16 protein-coding genes and 1 pseudogene are annotated in these 17,690 nt (G+C 70.7%); 10 read left to right on the forward strand and 7 right to left on the reverse strand.

Annotation, left to right across the window (positions count from 1 at the left end):
* The 7 genes from ACFVJX_RS26865 to ACFVJX_RS26895 form a co-directional block, all read left to right on the forward strand.
* Positions 1 to 1,485, forward strand: a 1,485-nt coding sequence (locus tag ACFVJX_RS26865) for an alpha/beta fold hydrolase (protein WP_385745931.1), incomplete at its 5' end; no start/stop codon positions are given.
* A 226-nt stretch (positions 1,486 to 1,711) separates the two neighbouring features.
* Positions 1,712 to 2,659, forward strand: a complete 948-nt coding sequence (locus ACFVJX_RS26870; protein WP_384131560.1) for a proline iminopeptidase-family hydrolase — start codon at positions 1,712 to 1,714, stop codon at positions 2,657 to 2,659.
* Between the two features lie 201 nt (positions 2,660 to 2,860).
* Complete coding sequence (locus tag ACFVJX_RS26875) at positions 2,861 to 3,304, forward strand: cold-shock protein (RefSeq protein WP_384131563.1); 444 nt, start codon at positions 2,861 to 2,863, stop codon at positions 3,302 to 3,304.
* An 86-nt stretch (positions 3,305 to 3,390) separates the two neighbouring features.
* Complete coding sequence (locus tag ACFVJX_RS26880; RefSeq protein ID WP_384131566.1) at positions 3,391 to 4,158, forward strand: enoyl-CoA hydratase/isomerase family protein; 768 nt, start codon at positions 3,391 to 3,393, stop codon at positions 4,156 to 4,158.
* 251 nt (positions 4,159 to 4,409) lie between these two features.
* Positions 4,410 to 4,925 carry an ATP-binding protein gene (locus tag ACFVJX_RS26885; protein ID WP_384131569.1) on the forward strand — a complete coding sequence of 172 codons (516 nt, stop codon included), beginning with the start codon at positions 4,410 to 4,412 and terminating at the stop codon, positions 4,923 to 4,925.
* A 444-nt stretch (positions 4,926 to 5,369) separates the two neighbouring features.
* A complete protein-coding gene (locus ACFVJX_RS26890) occupies positions 5,370 to 6,176 on the forward strand; it encodes a polysaccharide deacetylase family protein (RefSeq protein WP_384131571.1) in 807 nt (268 codons plus the stop codon).
* Complete coding sequence (locus tag ACFVJX_RS26895; RefSeq protein WP_384131574.1) at positions 6,176 to 7,366, forward strand: hypothetical protein; 1,191 nt, start codon at positions 6,176 to 6,178, stop codon at positions 7,364 to 7,366. Before ACFVJX_RS26890 ends, ACFVJX_RS26895 begins: the two co-directional genes overlap by 1 nt.
* Positions 7,367 to 7,397: 31 nt before the next feature.
* On the opposite strand, the pseudogene ACFVJX_RS26900 reads toward ACFVJX_RS26895, so the two are convergent.
* A pseudogene (locus ACFVJX_RS26900) lies at positions 7,398 to 8,035 on the reverse strand (GNAT family N-acetyltransferase).
* Between the two features lie 177 nt (positions 8,036 to 8,212).
* Between ACFVJX_RS26900 and ACFVJX_RS26905 the strand changes: the two are divergent.
* Positions 8,213 to 8,428 (forward strand): EF-hand domain-containing protein, encoded by a 216-nt coding sequence (locus ACFVJX_RS26905; RefSeq protein ID WP_384131577.1) that lies wholly within the window; start codon positions 8,213 to 8,215, stop codon positions 8,426 to 8,428.
* 47 nt (positions 8,429 to 8,475) lie between these two features.
* Here the strand turns inward: ACFVJX_RS26905 and ACFVJX_RS26910 are convergent, their stop codons facing one another.
* A complete protein-coding gene (locus ACFVJX_RS26910) occupies positions 8,476 to 8,886 on the reverse strand; it encodes an STAS domain-containing protein (protein ID WP_384131579.1) in 411 nt (136 codons plus the stop codon).
* Positions 8,887 to 9,100: 214 nt separating this feature from the next.
* Here ACFVJX_RS26910 and ACFVJX_RS26915 point away from each other — a divergent pair, with 214 nt between their 5' ends.
* Positions 9,101 to 10,066: a CopD family protein gene (locus ACFVJX_RS26915; RefSeq protein ID WP_384131582.1), complete on the forward strand. Its 966-nt coding sequence runs from the start codon at positions 9,101 to 9,103 to the stop codon at positions 10,064 to 10,066.
* 20 nt (positions 10,067 to 10,086) lie between these two features.
* Here ACFVJX_RS26915 and ACFVJX_RS26920 read toward each other — a convergent pair whose 3' ends face one another.
* The 3 genes from ACFVJX_RS26920 to ACFVJX_RS26930 form a co-directional block, all read right to left on the reverse strand.
* Positions 10,087 to 11,586 (reverse strand): carboxylesterase/lipase family protein, encoded by a 1,500-nt coding sequence (locus tag ACFVJX_RS26920; RefSeq protein ID WP_384131585.1) that lies wholly within the window; start codon positions 11,584 to 11,586, stop codon positions 10,087 to 10,089.
* A 350-nt stretch (positions 11,587 to 11,936) separates the two neighbouring features.
* Entirely contained in the window at positions 11,937 to 12,917 is a 981-nt protein-coding gene (locus ACFVJX_RS26925; protein ID WP_384131588.1) for a terpene synthase family protein, read from the reverse strand.
* A 680-nt stretch (positions 12,918 to 13,597) separates the two neighbouring features.
* A complete protein-coding gene (locus ACFVJX_RS26930) occupies positions 13,598 to 14,584 on the reverse strand; it encodes an alpha/beta fold hydrolase (protein WP_384131590.1) in 987 nt (328 codons plus the stop codon).
* Between the two features lie 313 nt (positions 14,585 to 14,897).
* Between ACFVJX_RS26930 and ACFVJX_RS26935 the strand changes: the two genes are divergently transcribed.
* On the forward strand, positions 14,898 to 15,848 hold the full coding sequence (locus ACFVJX_RS26935) for an SDR family NAD(P)-dependent oxidoreductase (RefSeq protein WP_384131593.1): 951 nt from the start codon (positions 14,898 to 14,900) through the stop codon (positions 15,846 to 15,848).
* A 272-nt stretch (positions 15,849 to 16,120) separates the two neighbouring features.
* Here ACFVJX_RS26935 and ACFVJX_RS26940 read toward each other — a convergent pair whose 3' ends face one another.
* Positions 16,121 to 17,020 carry a nucleotidyl transferase AbiEii/AbiGii toxin family protein gene (locus ACFVJX_RS26940; RefSeq protein ID WP_384131594.1) on the reverse strand — a complete coding sequence of 300 codons (900 nt, stop codon included), beginning with the start codon at positions 17,018 to 17,020 and terminating at the stop codon, positions 16,121 to 16,123.
* Positions 17,020 to 17,634 carry a type IV toxin-antitoxin system AbiEi family antitoxin domain-containing protein gene (locus tag ACFVJX_RS26945; protein ID WP_384131597.1) on the reverse strand — a complete coding sequence of 205 codons (615 nt, stop codon included), beginning with the start codon at positions 17,632 to 17,634 and terminating at the stop codon, positions 17,020 to 17,022. The genes ACFVJX_RS26940 and ACFVJX_RS26945 overlap by 1 nt, the downstream gene beginning before the upstream one ends.
* Positions 17,635 to 17,690 lie beyond the last annotated feature (56 nt).

The following is a 17,690-nucleotide window of genomic DNA, read 5'->3' on the forward strand; positions in this document are numbered from 1 at the left end:
GATCTGGAGCGGATGCGGCGTCAGGGGTTGCCGGCGTTGGATCCGGTGCAGGGTCTGGCGTTGTTCGATGCGGGTCTGGCTTCGGGTCGGGCGGCATTGGTTCCGTTGCCGATCGATGTGGCGGCGCTCCGTGCGCGTACGGACACCATTCCCGCACTCCTGCGCGACCTCGCCCACACCACCAAGAGGCGCAGTGCCGTCTCCAAGCCGGACGCGACGTCTCTGCGGCAGCGGTTCGCGCAGGCCGATCAGGAAGGGCAGGAGACCCTCCTCAGGACGCTCGTCCTGGAGCGGGCCGCCGCGCTTCTCGGCCACAGCAGCGCGGACGCCCTCGACGCGGAACGCGACTTCCTGGAGACCGGGTTCGACTCCCTGAGCGCGATGGAACTCCGTAACGCCCTGATGAAGGACACCGGACTGCGGCTTGCTCCGATGGTGGTCTTCGACAGCAAGAGTCCGGCCGAGCTCGCCCGGCTGCTGCGTACGGACCTCCTGGCCGCAGGGCCGCTCACACCCGACGGAACCGACGAGGTGAGTGCGGCCGGAGCCCGATCGTCCGATGGGCTCGACGGCGCGGAGAGCGGGGCCGTGACGGGGAGGGCCGAGGTCTCTTCTGCGGGCAGGCCGCCCGAGACTCTCCGTGACCTGTTCCACTCCGCCGTCGTCTCCGGCCGGGCGGACAAGGGGTTCGCGCTTCTTCAGGCGGCTGCCGACGTCAGGCCGGGCTTCGGATCGGTGGACGAGATCGACCGGTTGCCCGCCGCGGTCCGTCTCACGGACGCTGCCGAGGGGCCGCATCTCATCTGCCTCAGCACGCCGATGGCCACCGGCGGTGTCCATCAGCACGCGCGGCTCGTCTCCCACTTCGGAGGCAGGCACAAGATATCCGCACTGCCCGTCCCCGGATTCCTCGCAGGGGAGAGTCTGCCCACATCCGCCACCGCGGCCGTCCAGGCGCTTGCCCGGAGCGTCCTGACCGCGGCTGACGGCAAGCCGTTCGTCCTGCTCGGCTATTCGTCCGGAGGCACCCTCGCCTACGCCACCGCCGGGTACCTGGAACAGGAATGCGGGGTCCGTCCTGCGGGCGTCATCCTGCTGGACACCTTCGCCGTGCACGACGGCGGAAGTGACGGTGTCCCCCTCGACGGCCTCGCACTCGGCATGTTCGACAAGGAAGCGGTGTTCGGCAGTTTCGACAGCAGCAGGCTCTCCGCGATGGGCCGCTGGGTGGAACTCGTCCCCCAGCTCCCGCTCCCTCCCGTCGAGGCCCCGGTGCTCTTCGTGCAGTGCACCCAGTCCTTCGTACCGAACGGGGACGACCCGTCCCCCGAGCTGGTCAGCGGTCGTGCCGAGCCGTGGGAGACCGCCCACACCCTGCGGACCGTGAGCGCCAACCACTTCACGCTCGTCGAGGACCGAGCCGAGGAGACCGCGCACGTCATTGACGAGTGGCTGGAATCCAACGGGACGCCGACCGGAGCCTGACCGCAGCCGCAGCCGCAGCCGCAGCCGCAGCCGCAGCCGCAGCCGCAGAGCCCATGGCCCGCCCACACGCCCCACCCGCAAAAAGGCGGCGTGACGAAACGAAGCGGACGAAGCATGCGAACGAACCGAACGAACCGAACGAGCCGAACGAACCGAACGATGCGAACGAACCGAACGATGCGAACGAACCGAACGATGCCAACGAACCGAAGCGAGGCGAAGTGACGTGACCGTGGCACCCAGCAAGAAGGGGACCCTGCCGTTCGGCGAGCACGAGACGTGGTACCGGGTGACGGGCGACCTTCGCTCCGACCGGCCCACGCTCGTCGTCGTGCACGGAGGTCCGGGATCCACCCACGACTACCTGCAGAACCTCTCCGACCTCGCCGAAGACGGCTGGTCCGTCGTGCACTACGACCAGATCGGGAACGGCGGCTCGACCCATCTGCCCGACCGGGATGCGGAGTTCTGGACGGTGGACCTGTTCGCCGCCGAGCTCGACAACCTACTCACCGGTCTCGGCATCGCCGACGACTACGTGCTGTTCGGCCAGTCCTGGGGCGGCATGCTCATCACGCACCACGCTGCGGCACGCCCGGCCGGTCTGCGCGGCCTGGTCATCGCCAACTCGCCGGCCTCCTACCCGCTCTGGCTCCAGGAGGCCAAGATCCTCCGGGACCAGCTCCCGCCCGGCGTCAACGACACCCTGCTCCGCCACGAGGCCGCCGGAACCACCGAGACGGACGAGTACCACACGGCCATGCGCACGTTCTACGAGCGGCACGTCTGCCGCCTCACGCCCTGGCCCCGTGACTACCTGGCGTCGTTCTACGAGGTGTACAACGACCCCACCGTCTACTACGCGATGAACGGCCCCAGCGAGTTCCACGTGAACGGCACCCTGCGCGACTGGTCGGTCATCGACCTCTGCCCCGATGTCGACGTGCCCACTCTGCTGATATCCGGGCGCCATGACGAGGCCACTCCCGCGACGGTACAACCGTTCCAGGACCTCATTCCGGGAGCGCGCTGGGAGATATTCGAGGAGTCCAGCCACCTGCCGCACCTCGAGGAGCCGGAGCACTTCCGGCAGGTGATGCGGGCGTTCCTCGACGAGGTGGCCCCACCGCCTGCGGGTGGGCCGGGAGACCCCGCTCCGTCCCACAGGCCGTAGGCTGCGTGGAGAAGGCCGGCGGCACGTGGTGCCGCCGACCGGCAGGGCCCGGTGTCACCGTTGAGGCAGTGATATCCGGGTTGCAGTGGCAAGGTAGTCGCAGGGCGTGTCCGGAGTTGTGTACGAGGTCCGGATCGCCTGTCGCGGCAGTGGTGACCCGGGCATGGGTCCGGGTTCGGGTTTCGTTGAGGAGTGGTTTTGATGGTCATCGGTCGTGTGGTGCGGTTCGACAGCGCAAAGGGCTATGGGTTCATCGCCCCCGACCACGGAGGCGAGGACGTCTTCCTGCACGTGAACGACCTCCGTATTCCGGAGACGTCCCTGCGGCCCGGTCTGGTGGTCGAGTTCGAGATCGAGCAGGGCGACCGGGGTCTGAAGGCGTCCTCGGTGCAGCTCGCCGCCGGTAACGGCAGTGGGCCGGCCGCAGCGCCGGCGGCCGCTTTCCCGGCCAGGTCCGAGTTCCCGGCCAGGCAGGCGGCCGACGGTGACGACGTGTTGTGCGATGTGCTCAACTCGCAGGAGTACGTGCGGGACGTCACGGAAGTACTGCTGGAATCGGCTCCCTCACTCACCGCGGAGAACATCCTCCAGGTGCGTCAGGCGCTGTTGCAGTTCGCCAAGAACCACGGCTGGGTCGAGGGCTAGCCGAGGGCCGGCGCCGAGGAGTCAGGGGCCGGCGCCGCGGGGGCCTTCTTCCGCCCCCGCGCGTCGGCCGGTCTAACCTGCCTCCCATGACCGTAACCCTCGAAGTAAGCGGCGGCGTCGGCACGATCCGGCTGGACCGGCCGCCGATGAACGCCCTGGACGTCGCGACCCAGGACCGGCTCCGCGAGCTGGCCGAGGAGGCCTCCGGGCGCGACGACGTACGCGCTGTGGTCCTCTACGGCGGGGAGAAGGTGTTCGCGGCCGGCGCGGACATCAAGGAGATGCAGGCGATGGACCACCCGGCCATGGTCGTACGCTCCAAGGCGCTGCAGGACTCCTTCACCGCCGTGGCCAGGATCCCCAAGCCCGTTGTCGCCGCCGTCACCGGCTATGCGCTCGGCGGCGGCTGCGAGCTGGCACTCTGCGCCGACTTCCGGATCGTCGGCGACAACGCCAAGCTGGGACAGCCGGAGATCATGCTCGGCCTGATCCCGGGCGCCGGCGGCACCCAGCGGCTCGCTCGTCTGGTGGGCCCGTCCAAGGCCAAGGACCTGATCTTCACCGGCCGCCATGTGAAGGCCGAGGAAGCTCTCACCATGGGCCTGGTGGACCGTGTGGTGCCCGCGGCCGAGGTGTACGAGCAGGCGCACGCCTGGGCCGCGAAGCTGGCCAAGGGCCCGGCGCTCGCGCTGCGCGCGGCCAAGGAAGCCGTCGACGCCGGACTGGAGACCGACATTGATTCCGGCCTCACGATCGAACGGACCTGGTTCGCCGGACTGTTCGCCACGGAGGACCGGGAGCGCGGTATGCGCAGCTTTGTGGAGGACGGACCGGGCAAGGCCAAATTCCTCTGACCGAACGATAGTTGGGAACAGATCAAGGCGCGTTCATCCGTGCGGGCGGATTAGCTGAGCCTTAAGACAACCTTAAGGCTCAGCGTGCCGCCCGTCCTGGCAAACCCGTTCGGACGGGATGTCCGTGCAGGTCGGCGGGGGTGCGGACGGGGGCATTCTGCCAGTGGCATATGCCGGTAGACCACCACGGAATTGCTGATTCCGGGTCAGGGATTCCCGCGGAACGGCCCCGGAGTGCCCGCCGTGCGGCCATGATGGTGTCCATGGCGGGCCTGGAGGGTGTGGAGCAGCCGCGACAGCGCAGCGGCGCGACAGCGGCACGGGGGATGCCGACCGTCGAGGACGAACAGGCGTTCAAGGCGCTGGAGTTGTTCGGGAATCCGACGGAGGACGAAGTGCGGCTGCCCTCCCGCCCGGAGTCCGCCGCCACCGCGCGCCGGCTCACCTCGTGTGTGGTGCTGCGCCAGTGGGCGCTCTCCCCGCAGACCGCCGAACACGCCGTTCTGCTCGTGTCGGAACTCGTCGGGAACGCTGTGCGGCACACCGGTGCCAGGGTCTTCGGTCTGCGGATGCTGCGTCGTCGCGGCTGGATCAGGATCGAGGTGCGCGACCCCTCGCGCGGGCTGCCGTGCCTCATGCCCGTACAGGAGATGGACATCAGCGGGCGGGGGCTCTTCCTCGTCGACAAGCTCTCCGACCGGTGGGGCGTGGACCTGCTGCCGCGCGGCAAGACCACCTGGTTCGAGATGAGGATCTCCGACCGCTGACGACGCCCCGGATGCACCCCCCGGATGTGCCCCCCCGGGCACGCACCCCGGGCACGTGCCCCGGATGCACAGAAGCCCCCGGGTCGGCCGTCGTGCGGCGCTTGCGGGAGCTGCTGTGTGGGGGGCCGTGAAATGGGGGGTGTGTTCACGGCCGCTGATGACGACCCGGCCCGGGTCAATGGGGGTCGTGTCACCGACTATGGCAGACGGACGACCCCATCGCCAAAGCCGCAAAACGCCCATTAAGTAATGTATCTGGATATTGTCGCGATGAATCATAGGTGGGCTGGGTCACTTGCCTGGAAATCTATGAGCATTCAGGAGCTTCCGCGGGTGATTCATCGAACGCCGAGGGGGTTCGCGGCGCGCATCCGTGTGACCTGCGGGAGCAGGGAACAGGGTCAATTGTAATTTTCCTGACATTACGCACTTACTGTTCTGCACATGAACGTCTCCGACACCCCGGTGCACCGCCGCAGCGCCCTGCGCGCAGGAGCCGGGGCCGCCCTCGCCGCCGCCCTCGCCACCGGTTGCGGGGACCGGGACGCCGCCGGGACCTCGGCGAAGACCCTCACCCACCCCGCCCCCAAGAAGCCGGCCGGAACCGCCGGTGCCCCCGCGCCCGCCCCCGCCCCGCGCCGCTTCCCCGGCCGGCCCGTGCAGATCGACCACGGCCCCCGCGACCGCGCGCGCGTCGCCCTCACCTTCCACGGCCAGGGCGACCCCGCCATCGCCAGGACCGTGCTCGCCGAGGCCGAACGCGCCCAGGTGCGGATCACCGTCCTCGCCGTCGGCAGCTGGTTGGACGAACACCCCGAGATGGCCCGCCGCATCCTGGACGGCGGCCATGACCTCGGCAACCACACCCAGCGCCACATCGACATCTCCTCGATGGACGAGGCACAGGCGTACGCGGAGATCACCGGCTGCGCCCAGCGGCTGCGCCGGCTCACCGGCTCCATCGGCACCTGGTTCCGGCCCTCGCGCACCCAGTACGCCACCCCGCTCGTCCAGCGGCTCGCCGTCCGAGCGGGCTACCCGCACGTCCTCTCGTACGACGTGGACTCCCTCGACTTCACCTCGCCCGGCGCCGCGGCCGTCACCCGCAAGGTGGCCGGGGAGATCCGTAACGGATCGGTGGTGAGCATGCACTTCGGCTACGCGGACACGGTCGCCGCGCTGCCCCTCCTTCTCACCGAACTCGACCGCCGCGGACTGCGTGCGGTGACGACCACGGAGCTGCTGACCTGATGCTTCCCTCCACCACGCGCACCGCGGCCCTGCTCGGGGGCGTCCTGCTCGCCGTACTCACCGGCTGCGGCACCCCCGCGGACAAGGGGGCGTCCGACGCCGCCAGCGAGGCCGCGGCCCCGCCCGCAAGGCCCAAGCACATCAGCCCGCCCGCGCCGGCCGGCCTCGCCGGCATGCCTCCGGTGCTCGACCCCAGGAACGTGTACGCGGCCGACGCACCCGGAAAGCTGTCCCCGGCCGTCAAGGGCTTCCCGTCCCGGATCTACGTGCCCAACACCAACTCCAACACGGTGTCGGTCATCGACCCCGCCACGTACAAGGTCATCGAGACCATCCCGGTCGGCCGTCAGCCGCAGCACGTCGTCCCGTCCTGGGACCTGAAGACGCTCTGGGTCAACAACGACCTCGGCGACAGCCTCACCGCGATCGACCCGGCGACGGGGAAGGCGGGGAAGACGGTCGACGTCTCCGACCCGTACAACCTCTACTTCACCCCGAACGGCAAGTACGCCATCGTGATGGCCTCGATGGACCGGCAGCTGGTCTTCCGCGACGCCCACACCATGAAGACGGCCAAGGCCGTACCCGTCAGCTGCGCGGGCGTGAACCACGCCGACTTCTCCGCGGACGGCCGGTACTTCATCGTCTCCTGCGAGTTCTCCGGCGAACTCCTCAAGGTCGACACGGCGAAGATGGAGGTCGTGGGCCAGCAGAAGCTGCCGTTCAAGGGCGCCATGCCGCAGGACGTGAAGCTGTCGCCCGACGGCGGCACCTTCTACATCGCGGACATGATGGCCAACGGCATGTGGGTGCTGGACGGGAAGAAGTTCACCACCCCGAAACTGCTGCCCACCGGCAAGGGCTGCCACGGGCTCTACATCAGCCGCGACGCCAAGGAGATGTACATCTCCAACCGGGGCGAGGGGTCCGTCTCCGTCTTCGACTTCGCGCGGAACGAGCTGGCGAAGAAATGGCAGCTGCCGGGCGGCGGCAGCCCCGACATGGGCGGAGTCTCGGCGGACGGCAAGGTCCTCTGGCTGACCGGGCGGTACGACGCCGAGGTGTACGCGATCGACACCACCAGCGGCAAACAGCTCGCCCGGATCCCGGTGGGCAGCGGACCGCACGGCCTCGCCGTCTACCCGCAGCCGGGCCGCTACTCCCTGGGCCACACCGGCGTCTTCCGCTGAGACCTCCTCCGGACCCGGGCCGGCCGGTGGCTCAGCCCTCGACGAGCAGCGCCTCCGACCCCACCGGCCGGTAGCCCGCCGCCTGGAACGTCCGCACACTGCGGGCGTTCCCCGGCGACTGCTGCGCCCACACCACCTCGTCCGGCACCAGCTGCCGGGCCGCCCGCGCCAGCCGTTCGCCGAGCCGCCGCCCGCGTGCCTCCTCGGCCACCTCGATCGCGGTCTCCCAGCGGCCCGCGACGCCGCGGCCGAGGATCAGCACACCGCCGTCCGTCCCCCAGACCCGCACCTCGTCACGGAACCTCATCGCCTCGCCACCCGCGGGTGTTCCGGATCCCGGATCTCACGCAGCCCGAGCCCGGGGGAGCCCGGCAGGGCGCTCGCGACCGTGAGCAGGTCGATCGTGTTCATGTGCCGGCCGGTCCGGTCGAGCAGCGCGCCCAGGAACGACGGATTCATCGTCGCGGCGAGAGCGTCCCCCGGCGTGGCCGCCAGGGTCGCCCGCACCCAACGAGGATCCTCGTCCGTGAAGACCACCGAGTGCGCGGTGAACGCCAGCACCCCGGCGTCCCGGACGTTCGGCTGCCGCACCACCGTGGTGGACCCGTCCGGCGGCGGGAACCGCCCCCGCGCCGCGGCCGCCAGGATCCCCGCCAGTGCATCGGTCATCGCGCCGTACTCTCCCAACTCCGGTCCGCCGCCCCCGACGGACGGCCCCGCTCGTGATCGACGGCCGCCTGCCGACGGACGGCTCCGCCCATGATCGACGACCGGCCGCCGCGATCGCCATCCATCACGCCCGATAATCTGACTTCCGTCATCCAGGCATTACGAAGGGGCGGAACAGTGGCGGACATCGAGTCGGCGCGCAAGGCGTTCGAGCGGTACGACCTGAACGGCGACGGGCTGATCTCGGCCGCCGAGTACAAGAGCGTCATGGCCCAGCTGGGGGACCCCTATGTCACGGAGCCGGTCGCGCAGGCCGTGATCAACTCCCACGACGCCAACGGGGACGGCCTGCTCACGTTCGAGGAGTTCTGGGGCGCCCAGAACAAGGGCTGACGGACCGGGCCCCCGGCCGGCGGGCCGGGGGACGCGCCCGGCCCGGCTCAGGGGCCCGGCGGGTCGGCCGACCCGCCCGATTCGAAGGCCTCGTCGGGGGTCGCCACCGGGCGGAACAGGCCGTGCAGCCGGCCGGCCCGCAGCAGCCGCAGGATCCTCGGGCAGTCGCAGACGAGCCAGAACCGCCCGTCCCGGTCCAGCGCCCGCCGCCGGGCCCGGCACAACAGCGTCAGTCCCGAGCAGTCGAGGAAGCTCACCGCGGTCAGGTCGACCACCACGTGCGGTGACCCGTCCGACGTGGCCACGTCCAGGGCCGGTGTGATGAGGGCGGCGGTGGCGATGTCGATCTCGTCGCGCAACGCCACCACGGTACGGCCGCCTCTGCGGTACACACGGCCGCACGGTTCGGGCAGAGGGATGAGTGCAGGGGATGCCGTGGGGGACAGCCTCTCGGTCATGATGCCTCTCCTCGCAGCGCCGAATCCGCGGAGGCACCCGGGCTGGGTCGCTGTAGTTGAGGTGACAGTCGGTGAACCTAACCCGAGGCTCGCGTCGAGTGGTCATGCAGAAACGTTCGCGCCTGCGCTAATGCGTCCTTCCGGGTGAACGTCCGGTGTTGCCGTGGACATCGGGAGCCGGTTTGTGTGTTTGTCGGTCAGGAAGGGGGTGGGGGTGCTCCACTCACGCGTGCCCGCACCGGCCCGCCGTGGATCCGCGGTGGCCGCGCTCATCACGGCGGCGCTCTGCCTGACCGCCGTGGCAGCCGCACTGCTCGGCCCCGGCCTCGTCGCCCACGGCACCGGTGAACTGCGCATACCCGGCGCCGGAACGGCCACCCTGCTGCGCGCGGTCCTCTTCGGCGCGCTCGCCGTCCACCTCGGCACCCTCGCGGTCACCGCACTGGCCCGCACCCTGCCCGGCCGGCCCCGCACCGCCCCGCGCAACTGGACGGTGGCGGCCTCGGTCGCCGGGGCGGTCGCCGCGGCGGGACAGATCCTCCGGCTGGCCCGGATCAGCGATCTCGGCCTCGTCGAGACCTATGGGACCCGCGAGGGCGGGCTGCTGCTCCTGACCGCCAACGGCTTCGCCCTCGCCGCGTGCTGCGCCGCGAGCAGACGCCCGGCCCTGGCCACCGCCCCACTCGCCCTGGTCGTAGGCGCCGAGGCACTGCGCGCCCACCCAGAGGCCTACAGCCCGGCGGTGGGGGCCGTGCTCACCGTCGTCCATCTGACCGCAGCCTCGCTCTGGTGCGGCGGACTGCTCCAGGTGCTGCGCACCATGCGGCTGTGGCGGCGGACCGGGCCGGGCGCCGCCCGCGCGCTGCTCGGCCGCTACGCCCGGCTCGCCGGTTGGCTGTACGCGGCCCTGGCGGTGACCGGCACGTGCAGCGCCCTGCGCCGGCTGCCGCCGGACGTCGTCCTCACCTCCGCGTACGGGCGCACCCTGCTGGCCAAGCTGGTGCTGGTGACCGTCGTGAGCGCGCTGGCGCTGGCCGCGCGCCGGAGGCTGACGTCGGACGCGGACCCGCCGGCCGCCCACCGCCGGGCGCGCCGCGAACTGGTGGCGCTGGCGGCCGTCGTACTCGTGTCGGCGGTCCTGACCGTCGTACCCGACCCGCACTGGCTCAGCACTCGCTGACCACCGCGGGGGCGCCGCGCTCAGGGCTCGTCGCGGTACGGCGCCCAGCCGTGCAGTTCGTCGTCGCGCGGGGCCCGCACGAGCCCGGGAGCGCCGGGCCCGAACGCCATCACCGGACGTGACGCGTCCCAGGCGGGCCAGCCCGGGTCCCCGGAGCCGGCGAACCTCACCCAGGCTGCGTGCATCGCGTCGGCCAGCTCCTGCGGGGCGTCCCGGCCCGCGAGCGCCACCGCGTCCGGCCGGTCCAGATTGTCGAGGACGAAGCCGATCTCCAGCCCGTGGCAGGCGCCGAGCCGCTGTACCGGTGACGGCCAGCCGAACTCGTAGAGGTGGGTGGAGCCGGGGGCGCCGGTGCGGGCGTCGGCCAGCAGGTTGAGCGGCACGCGCAGCAGCAGATCGGTGGCGAGGGCGCCGAGCAGCTCGCCGGGAGTGGCCTCGGGCCGGTTGGCGCGGTAGGTGCGGGCCGTGGCGCGCGGCACCTTGAACTTCAGCAGCGCCAGCCGGAGTTTCGTACGGGAGAGCCGTTCGGTGAGGCCGCTGGGCACGAACCAGAGGCGGTACTCCTCGGTGTTCGAGCCCATCAGCAGATCGATCCCGGACGCGGCGCCGTCCCGCAGCGCATCGGCCGGGTCGCGGGGCAGCAGATCGCCGTCCACCACGATCTGGAAGGAGTTCCCGCCGGTCAGCGGGGAGCCGCCGCTCGTCACCTCGGTCTGCGCCGCCAGGAGCCGGTCGGGGTCCACGGCGGCCAGGGCCCGCGCCGTCGCCGCCACCCCAAGCCGCCCGGCGATCAGTTCGGTGGTGCGGCGGCCCTCGCGCACGGGGAGCGCGGTCGGAGCGCCGCTCTGCAGCACCGCGCGCCGGAACAGCCCCCGTGACCGCGGGGCGGCGAGCAGTGCGGCGATGCCTATGGCGCCCGCCGACTCCCCGCACACCGTCACCAGGTCCGGATCGCCGCCGAACGAGGCGATGTTGTCCCGTACCCAGCCGAGCGCGGCGAGCTGGTCGAGCAGCCCCCGGTTGGCGGGCGCGTCCGGGAACACTCCGAACCCCTCCATGCCGAGGCGGTAGTTGACCGAGACGAACACCACGCCGTCGCGGGCGAAGGCGGCCCCGTCGTACAGCGGAACGGCGGACGAGCCGTGCAGCAGTGAGCCGCCGTGGATCCAGACGAGGACGGGCAGCCCGGTGCGGGTGGGCGACGGCGTCCACACGTTGAGGTTGAGGCAGCCGGCGCCGGGCACCTCGGGATCGGGCAGCAGCCGGTCCAGTGGCGGGGCGTACGGCCGCTTGGGCGCGGTCGGTCCGAAGGCAACCGCCTCCCGTACCCCGTCCCAGCGCTCCGGTGGCGCGGGCGCCCGGAACCGCTCGGCGCCCACCGGCGCGGCCGCGTACGGGATACCGCGGAACGCGGCGACGCCCCGTTCGAGGGTGCCGCGGACCGTGCCCTGGGCGGTTTCGGCGTGCGGAGCCGCCCGGTCGGCGCCGGAGGCGGATATCGGAGGAGGTACGGCCGTCATGAGATGCCTCCAGCCCTGCTGCGGTGAGGCCGGCGGGCCCGCACCACCGGGCTGCCGCCTGCCATCGGGCGTACGCACCAGCACATCACGGCCGGGGGCGGCCGACCATTCGTGGGGCGCCGGAACCTTCCGCGGCCGGGCCGGGGAAGGGCTGCTTCAGGTAACACGCGTTTCTGGCCGCCGGCGGCGCCTCCGGTCCGGCCGGCGGCCCCGCCGGCGCCGACCGGGACCGTCGCCATGACGAATGTCCGGAAATCGCTGCCGGGTGCCGGCCTTCCGGGGGCAGGCGGCGCCCGACGGGGGCCCGGCAGGGCTTCGAGCCCTCGCCGGTCACCCCGCCGGGAGCCTCCTCAGGCGGCGAAGTTCCGTGACATGGAGCCCTGTTCGTCGATCTCCACGAGGTCCGGACGGGTGTAACGCTCGGCCCGCGCGTGGTAGTCGAAGTCTCCTCGGACGAGGCCCCGGTAGTCCTGGACGCAGCGCTCCAGAGCGACTCGGGGCGGGCCCTCGATCCCCGCCGCCGCCATCTCCTCGACGAGTTCCTTCTCGGCCCGCTGCACCCGGTCGGTAATGCGCGCCAGCAGGATTCCCGCCTCCTCCACCGCCTCCTGGAGCGTGCCTCCACGATCCCGCTGGATCAGCCGGACGGTGTTGTGTTCATAACCGAGCAGCGCCTCCTTCTCGAAGGAGCAGATATCGTTGCAGAGACCCGAGTGATCGGTCACCGCATTGCGCAGCGCGATATAGGCGGGAAGGCTCCTGGCGAATTCCGGAAGGTCTATTCCGGCGGTGATCTCGTGCAGATCGAGGAACGGCTGCATGGCCACGGAGTCGCGGCGGTGCTTCACGAAGTCGGCCGTGCTCGGCACATGGCCCGCGGCCCGGTCGACGGCCTCCGCGTAGTACGTCCACAGCCAGGCCGCCGTATCCCGGCGGAATTGCCGGACCCAGTGTGCCGGCCTGTCCGTGCAGGTCCGGACCAGGAGTTCGTCGAGGGCGTGCTCCATGGGGCCCACGGGTGCGCGGGCGCCGTCGAGTACGTCCACCAGATGCGCGATCGCCGATTCGCACAGCCGGGGGTCGCGGCCGGCCGGACCGTCGTCGAACTCGTCGTCGACGAGGAACGCCCAGAACAGCCATTGGCAGAACAGGTCCAGGTGTTTCTGCGAGGCCCTCGGGAATATCAGGGATATCCAGAGTTCGGGGCGGGTCCGGATCATCTTCTTGTGGGCCACGGGTGACAGGACGAGATTGCTGGACTCGGCCCATTCCCAGGCGGCCTGCCTGGTCTTCTCAACTCCCGGATTACATCCCGCACTCTCGAACGGCATGTGAAATTCTGGAAGCGCGATCTTGCTCATGGTGCACCTCGTGGAGACGAAACGAACAGGGAAGGGGGATGCGCGAAACGGACGCGCACGCGGAGACCGGAACGGCGAGCGGTGAACGCGGCCCTGCCGATCGGCGCTTCGGCAGGGCCGCGTCATCGGGGACAGCTGTCCGCACCGGCGCGACGGGGAGCGGTGAGACAGGGAACCTGCCGCGGCGGCGACCGCCGCGGCAATGGATCAGGGGCGGTTGGGCGGTCGTGCGTGACGACAGGGCCGCACCGCTCTTCGAGCGGTGCGGCCGGGCCGGACGGCCGGATCCCGCCGGAGGTACGTCACGGGAGGGGCGGCTGTCATCGCTGTCCTCTTTCCTCCGCCGGGGCCTGGGCATCGGAGCCGGGCCTCACGAGGCCCATGGCAGCGGACCGCCTGACGTGCACGGCGATTGCGTCACCACTCGTCACGACCAGTGAACTCCCAGTATGCGGAGGAGGGAAGCCGCCCGTGACTGAAAATGTGTGTTCCCCATGAACAGCTGCTCATTTATGAGCAGTTGAGGTACTCCTGTGTTGGCCGGGATGTCGCCCGGTGAGCCCCCGCTGGCCGGTTCGGTTCGCGGAGGGGAGGGTTCAGGCGAGGCGGGGGTGCGCGGGAGGCGGGCTGGACTGTTCGGCGGGGCGGGCTCAGGCGGGCAGTGAGCTGAGCCAGCCGGTCAGGATCCGGTTGACCTCCTCGGCGCGCTCCTGCTGGATCCAGTGGCCGCAGCCGTCCAGGATGTGCGAGGAGACCAGGCCGGGCAGAGTCGTGGGGTACGCGGCGATGGCATCGGCCATCCAGGTGGTGGAGGCGTCCAGGGAGCCGCCGATGAAGAGGGACGGCTGGGTGACGGGCGCCCCGTCGAAGTCGGCGAGATCCTCCCAGTCCCGGTCCATGTTCCGGTAGCGACTGAGCGCACCGGTCAGCCCGGTACGCTCGAACTCAGCCGCGTAGAAGTCGAGGTCTGCGTCATCGAGCCAGCCGGGACGGCCGGCCGGGAACCGTTCGCGCAGTGTTCCGCCGCGCGCTGCGAAGTGCGGGTCCGGGGCGTCGGGCGCGGGCATGGTGTCGGCCGAGAACGCCGCGTAGAAGCCCGCGAGCCAGCCGCGTACGTCCGGTTCGATCTCCGCCTCCGCCCGGCCGGGCTCCTGGAACCGGGAGACGTAGAACTCCTGGTCCCCGCCCATCCCCGCGAACACCTCACTGGGCCGCGGTCCGCCGCGCGGCGCGTACGGGACGCTCAGCAGCCCCACCGCACGGAAGACATCGGGCCTGAGCAGCGCGGAGTTCGCCGCGATCGTCGAGCCCCAGTCATGGCCCACGACGACCGCACCGCTCTCGCCCAGCGCGTGCACCACGGCGACGGCGTCCTCGACCAGTTCGGCCATCCGGTACGCGGCGACGTCGCCGGGCCGGGAGGACCGCCCGTAGCCACGGACGTCGACGGCGACTGCCCGGTAGCCGGCGGCGGCCAGCACGGGCAGCTGGTGGCGCCAGGAGTACCAGGACTCCGGGAATCCGTGCAGCAGCAGCACCAGGGGCCCACTGCCCTGCTCCACCAGATGGGTGCGGCCCGCCGGGGAGGCCACCAGACGGTGCGTGGGGCCGGGGGTGCGTTCGGACGGCTGGGGCATGGTTCCTCCTTGGCTGCGGGCCGGGAACTGGCCGTATCGTGCACCCGGCACCGGCCACGATCATGGAACGCCCGCGCATTCCACCGCGAGTCCTGTTGCCGCTTCGGCAAAGAGACGAACCCGCGAACCCGCGAACCCGCGAACCCGCGGACCCGCGAACCCGTGGGCCTGAAAGGCGACGGCGTGGGGCGGCGCCCTGCTCTCACGTCGTCCGGGACCCGCACTACGGCTGATGTCCGCCCGGCCGGTCCGTGACGGGTCACACCGTGCGGACCTTGACCTCGCCCGCACTCCAACTCCTAGCGTCACCCGCATGAGTACGAGACAGCAGAAGACCGGCACCGGGTTCGGTGCGCACAGCACGGCCGAGGACGTCCTCGCCGGGACCGACCTGACCGGCACCACCGCCCTGGTCACCGGTGGCTATTCCGGGCTCGGCCTGGAAGCGACCCGCGCCCTGGTCCGCGCGGGAGCCCATGTGATCGTCCCCGCGCGGCGGCCGGCCACCGCCGAGGACGCCCTGAGTGATCTCCGGGACGTCGAGGTGCACGCCCTGGACCTGGCCGACCTGGAGAGCGTTCGGACCTTCGCCGGCCGCGTCCTGGAGACGGGACGCACCCTGGACATCGTCATCAACAACGCCGGGGTGATGGCCTGCCCGGAGACCCGCGTGGGTCCCGGCTGGGAAGGGCACTTCGCGACCAACCACCTGGGGCACTTCGCCCTGGTCAACCACCTGCGCCCCGGCCTCGCCGCCGACGCCCGGGTGGTGGCCGTGTCGTCGTCGGGCCACTTCCTCTCCGGCATCAGGTGGGACGACCTCCACTTCCGCACCGGCTACGACCGCTGGCTCGCCTACGCCCAGTCCAAGACCGCCAACGCCCTGTTCGCCCTGCACCTCGACCGGCTCGGTGCGGCGAGCGGTCTGCACGCCTTCGCCGTGCACCCCGGCAGCATCCTCACCCCACTGCAACGCCACGTCCCGCGCGACGAGTGGCCGGCGCTCGGCTGGGTGACCGCCGACGACCGGCCCGCGGACGGCTTCAAGTCGCCGCAACAGGGGGCGGCCACCGCGGTCTGGGCCGCGACCTCACCCCTGCTCGACGCCCACGGCGGCGCCTACTGCCAGGACTGCGATGTCGCGGACCCGGCCGGCACCGAGGACATGCTCGCCGGCGGGGTGAAGCCCTGGGCCACCGATGCCCGGGACGCCGCCCGTCTCTGGGAGCTGTCGGCCGAACTCACCGGGGTCAGTGCGTTCTGAGACGGCCCTGATGCCGGCCGCCGGGCCGGTGGACGGTTCAGCCCCGTTCAGCCGGCGCTACGGACCGGGCGTCGTCCGAGGGGACGATCGGGCGCCACGCGATGGCTTCGGCGAGCCCGCTCCTGTTATGCGGTGCTCATGCACGAGCGCCCTCCCGGGTGTTTCTTTCTTGTGGTGGATGCCTATGGAAGCCGGTGGATCAAGATCGGACAATTCGACATGCGTAGGTTCCGGGGTTCCCCCGAAGGCCTGGTCGGTCGGCCAGGCCTGGTTCATGACCACGTGAGGTTCGCTGCACTCCAAGTGAGGGCGACAGCTTCGCCGTTGAGGAGTGTGTCCGCGAAGGCGGTGACCTGCCGGACGACGTCCGTGAAGCGTCCCGGGTAGCTCGTTGCGGCGGTGCCTTGCCGGCGGCGCCAGGCGGTGTAGGAGGTCTGGCGGCGCTCGCCGAGGTCGGTGATGGTGGTGCTGAGGGGTTTCGGATTGATGCCGCGGTGTGTGGCGGTGGCGGTCAGCGCCGTGGTGAGTTCTTGGCCGTCCAGGTCGTTGAGGGGGAGCAGGCGGTAGAGGTCGCCGTAGTCGCGGTCGCGGGTGTTGAGGTCGCCGAGTGAGACGGCGGTGGAGAGCTTTTCGGCGATGACGGTGGCGAGTGGGTAGCCGAGGAGCTGGAAGCTGTCCGTCGTGAGTTGCTGCGGATAGTCGATGACCCGGGGGCCGGGAGTGACGGGGTCGCCGAAGCTGATATCCAGTTGGAGCTTGAGTCGTGCTCGGGCGATGTAGGCGGCCATCGACAGGCGTAGACCGTGGTACTCGTCCTCCTCACGAATGGGGACGGTCTTGAGTGTCGTGGGATCGAATGCGACGCCGTCGTCGCTCTCGGTGGCGGCGATGGCCGCGATTCTGTGAATGATCTCTGTTTCTGTGCCTGGGAAAGATCGACCGAGGATGTCGACGTCCCGGGTCATTCGACGTGCGCCGAACTGAGCGAGCAGCAGGCCACCTTTGAGGACGAAGTGCTCCCGGCCCAGGGACGATGAGGCCAGGCGGTAGAGGAACCGCTCGAGGATGTACTCGACCATGACTTCGTCCGTGGACCGGCGGTTGCGGCGCGCCAGGTTGCGCAGGTCGTTGTAGACGCGGCCGGCGGTGGTGTCGCGGGTGGGGTTGGCCATCAGGCGAGCACCGCCTCTACGGCGGGACGGACAACGGAGAGGGCGTCCAGCTCGCGTGCGACGTGCTGGAGTTCGCCAACCCCGCCGCGCCCGCTTCGACGCAGGTAGCGGCCGAGCGCGGACAGGGCGAGGGTTTCGCCGAGGCGGCTGCGGTGGCGCATTGCGTCGACGACGCTGCGAGCTGCGTTGTACATGGGGATGCTTTCTCCCGGGGCTGCTTCGAACCGTTCGATACCGAGGTCGAAGGTCTTTGCGGCGTACTGCGCCACCACGGTCGGCGGGTAAGAAATCGTCGGGCGGCGTGAACCGCGCGGCACGGCGATGTGTACTGCTGCGGGGATGTCGTCGATCAGTTCATGCAGGGCCAGGGCGGATTCACCGCACACGACGGCGCGATGGGCCCGTGCGCACACGGCCAGCAAATCCGCGTGCGCCGTTTCCGGGGCGTCTGCCCGCCGGTACACCCCACGGGATAGTTCGTCTATCTCCCCCTCCGTGACCAAGTGCGCCAGATCGCGAGGGGAGAGCAGGGCCTGTCGCGCTTGCGCCGTCGTGAATGTGGGGGAGAGGCCGGCCAGCCGCTGCTCCAAGCGCGGGTTTTCCGCAGCGTTCATGTATCGAATGATACCCCTTGGGTGGAGGTGGGGGATCGATTTGATACATCAGCTGG

The organism is Streptomyces sp. NPDC127177, assembly GCF_042672475.1.
GTDB lineage: Bacteria > Actinomycetota > Actinomycetes > Streptomycetales > Streptomycetaceae > Streptomyces.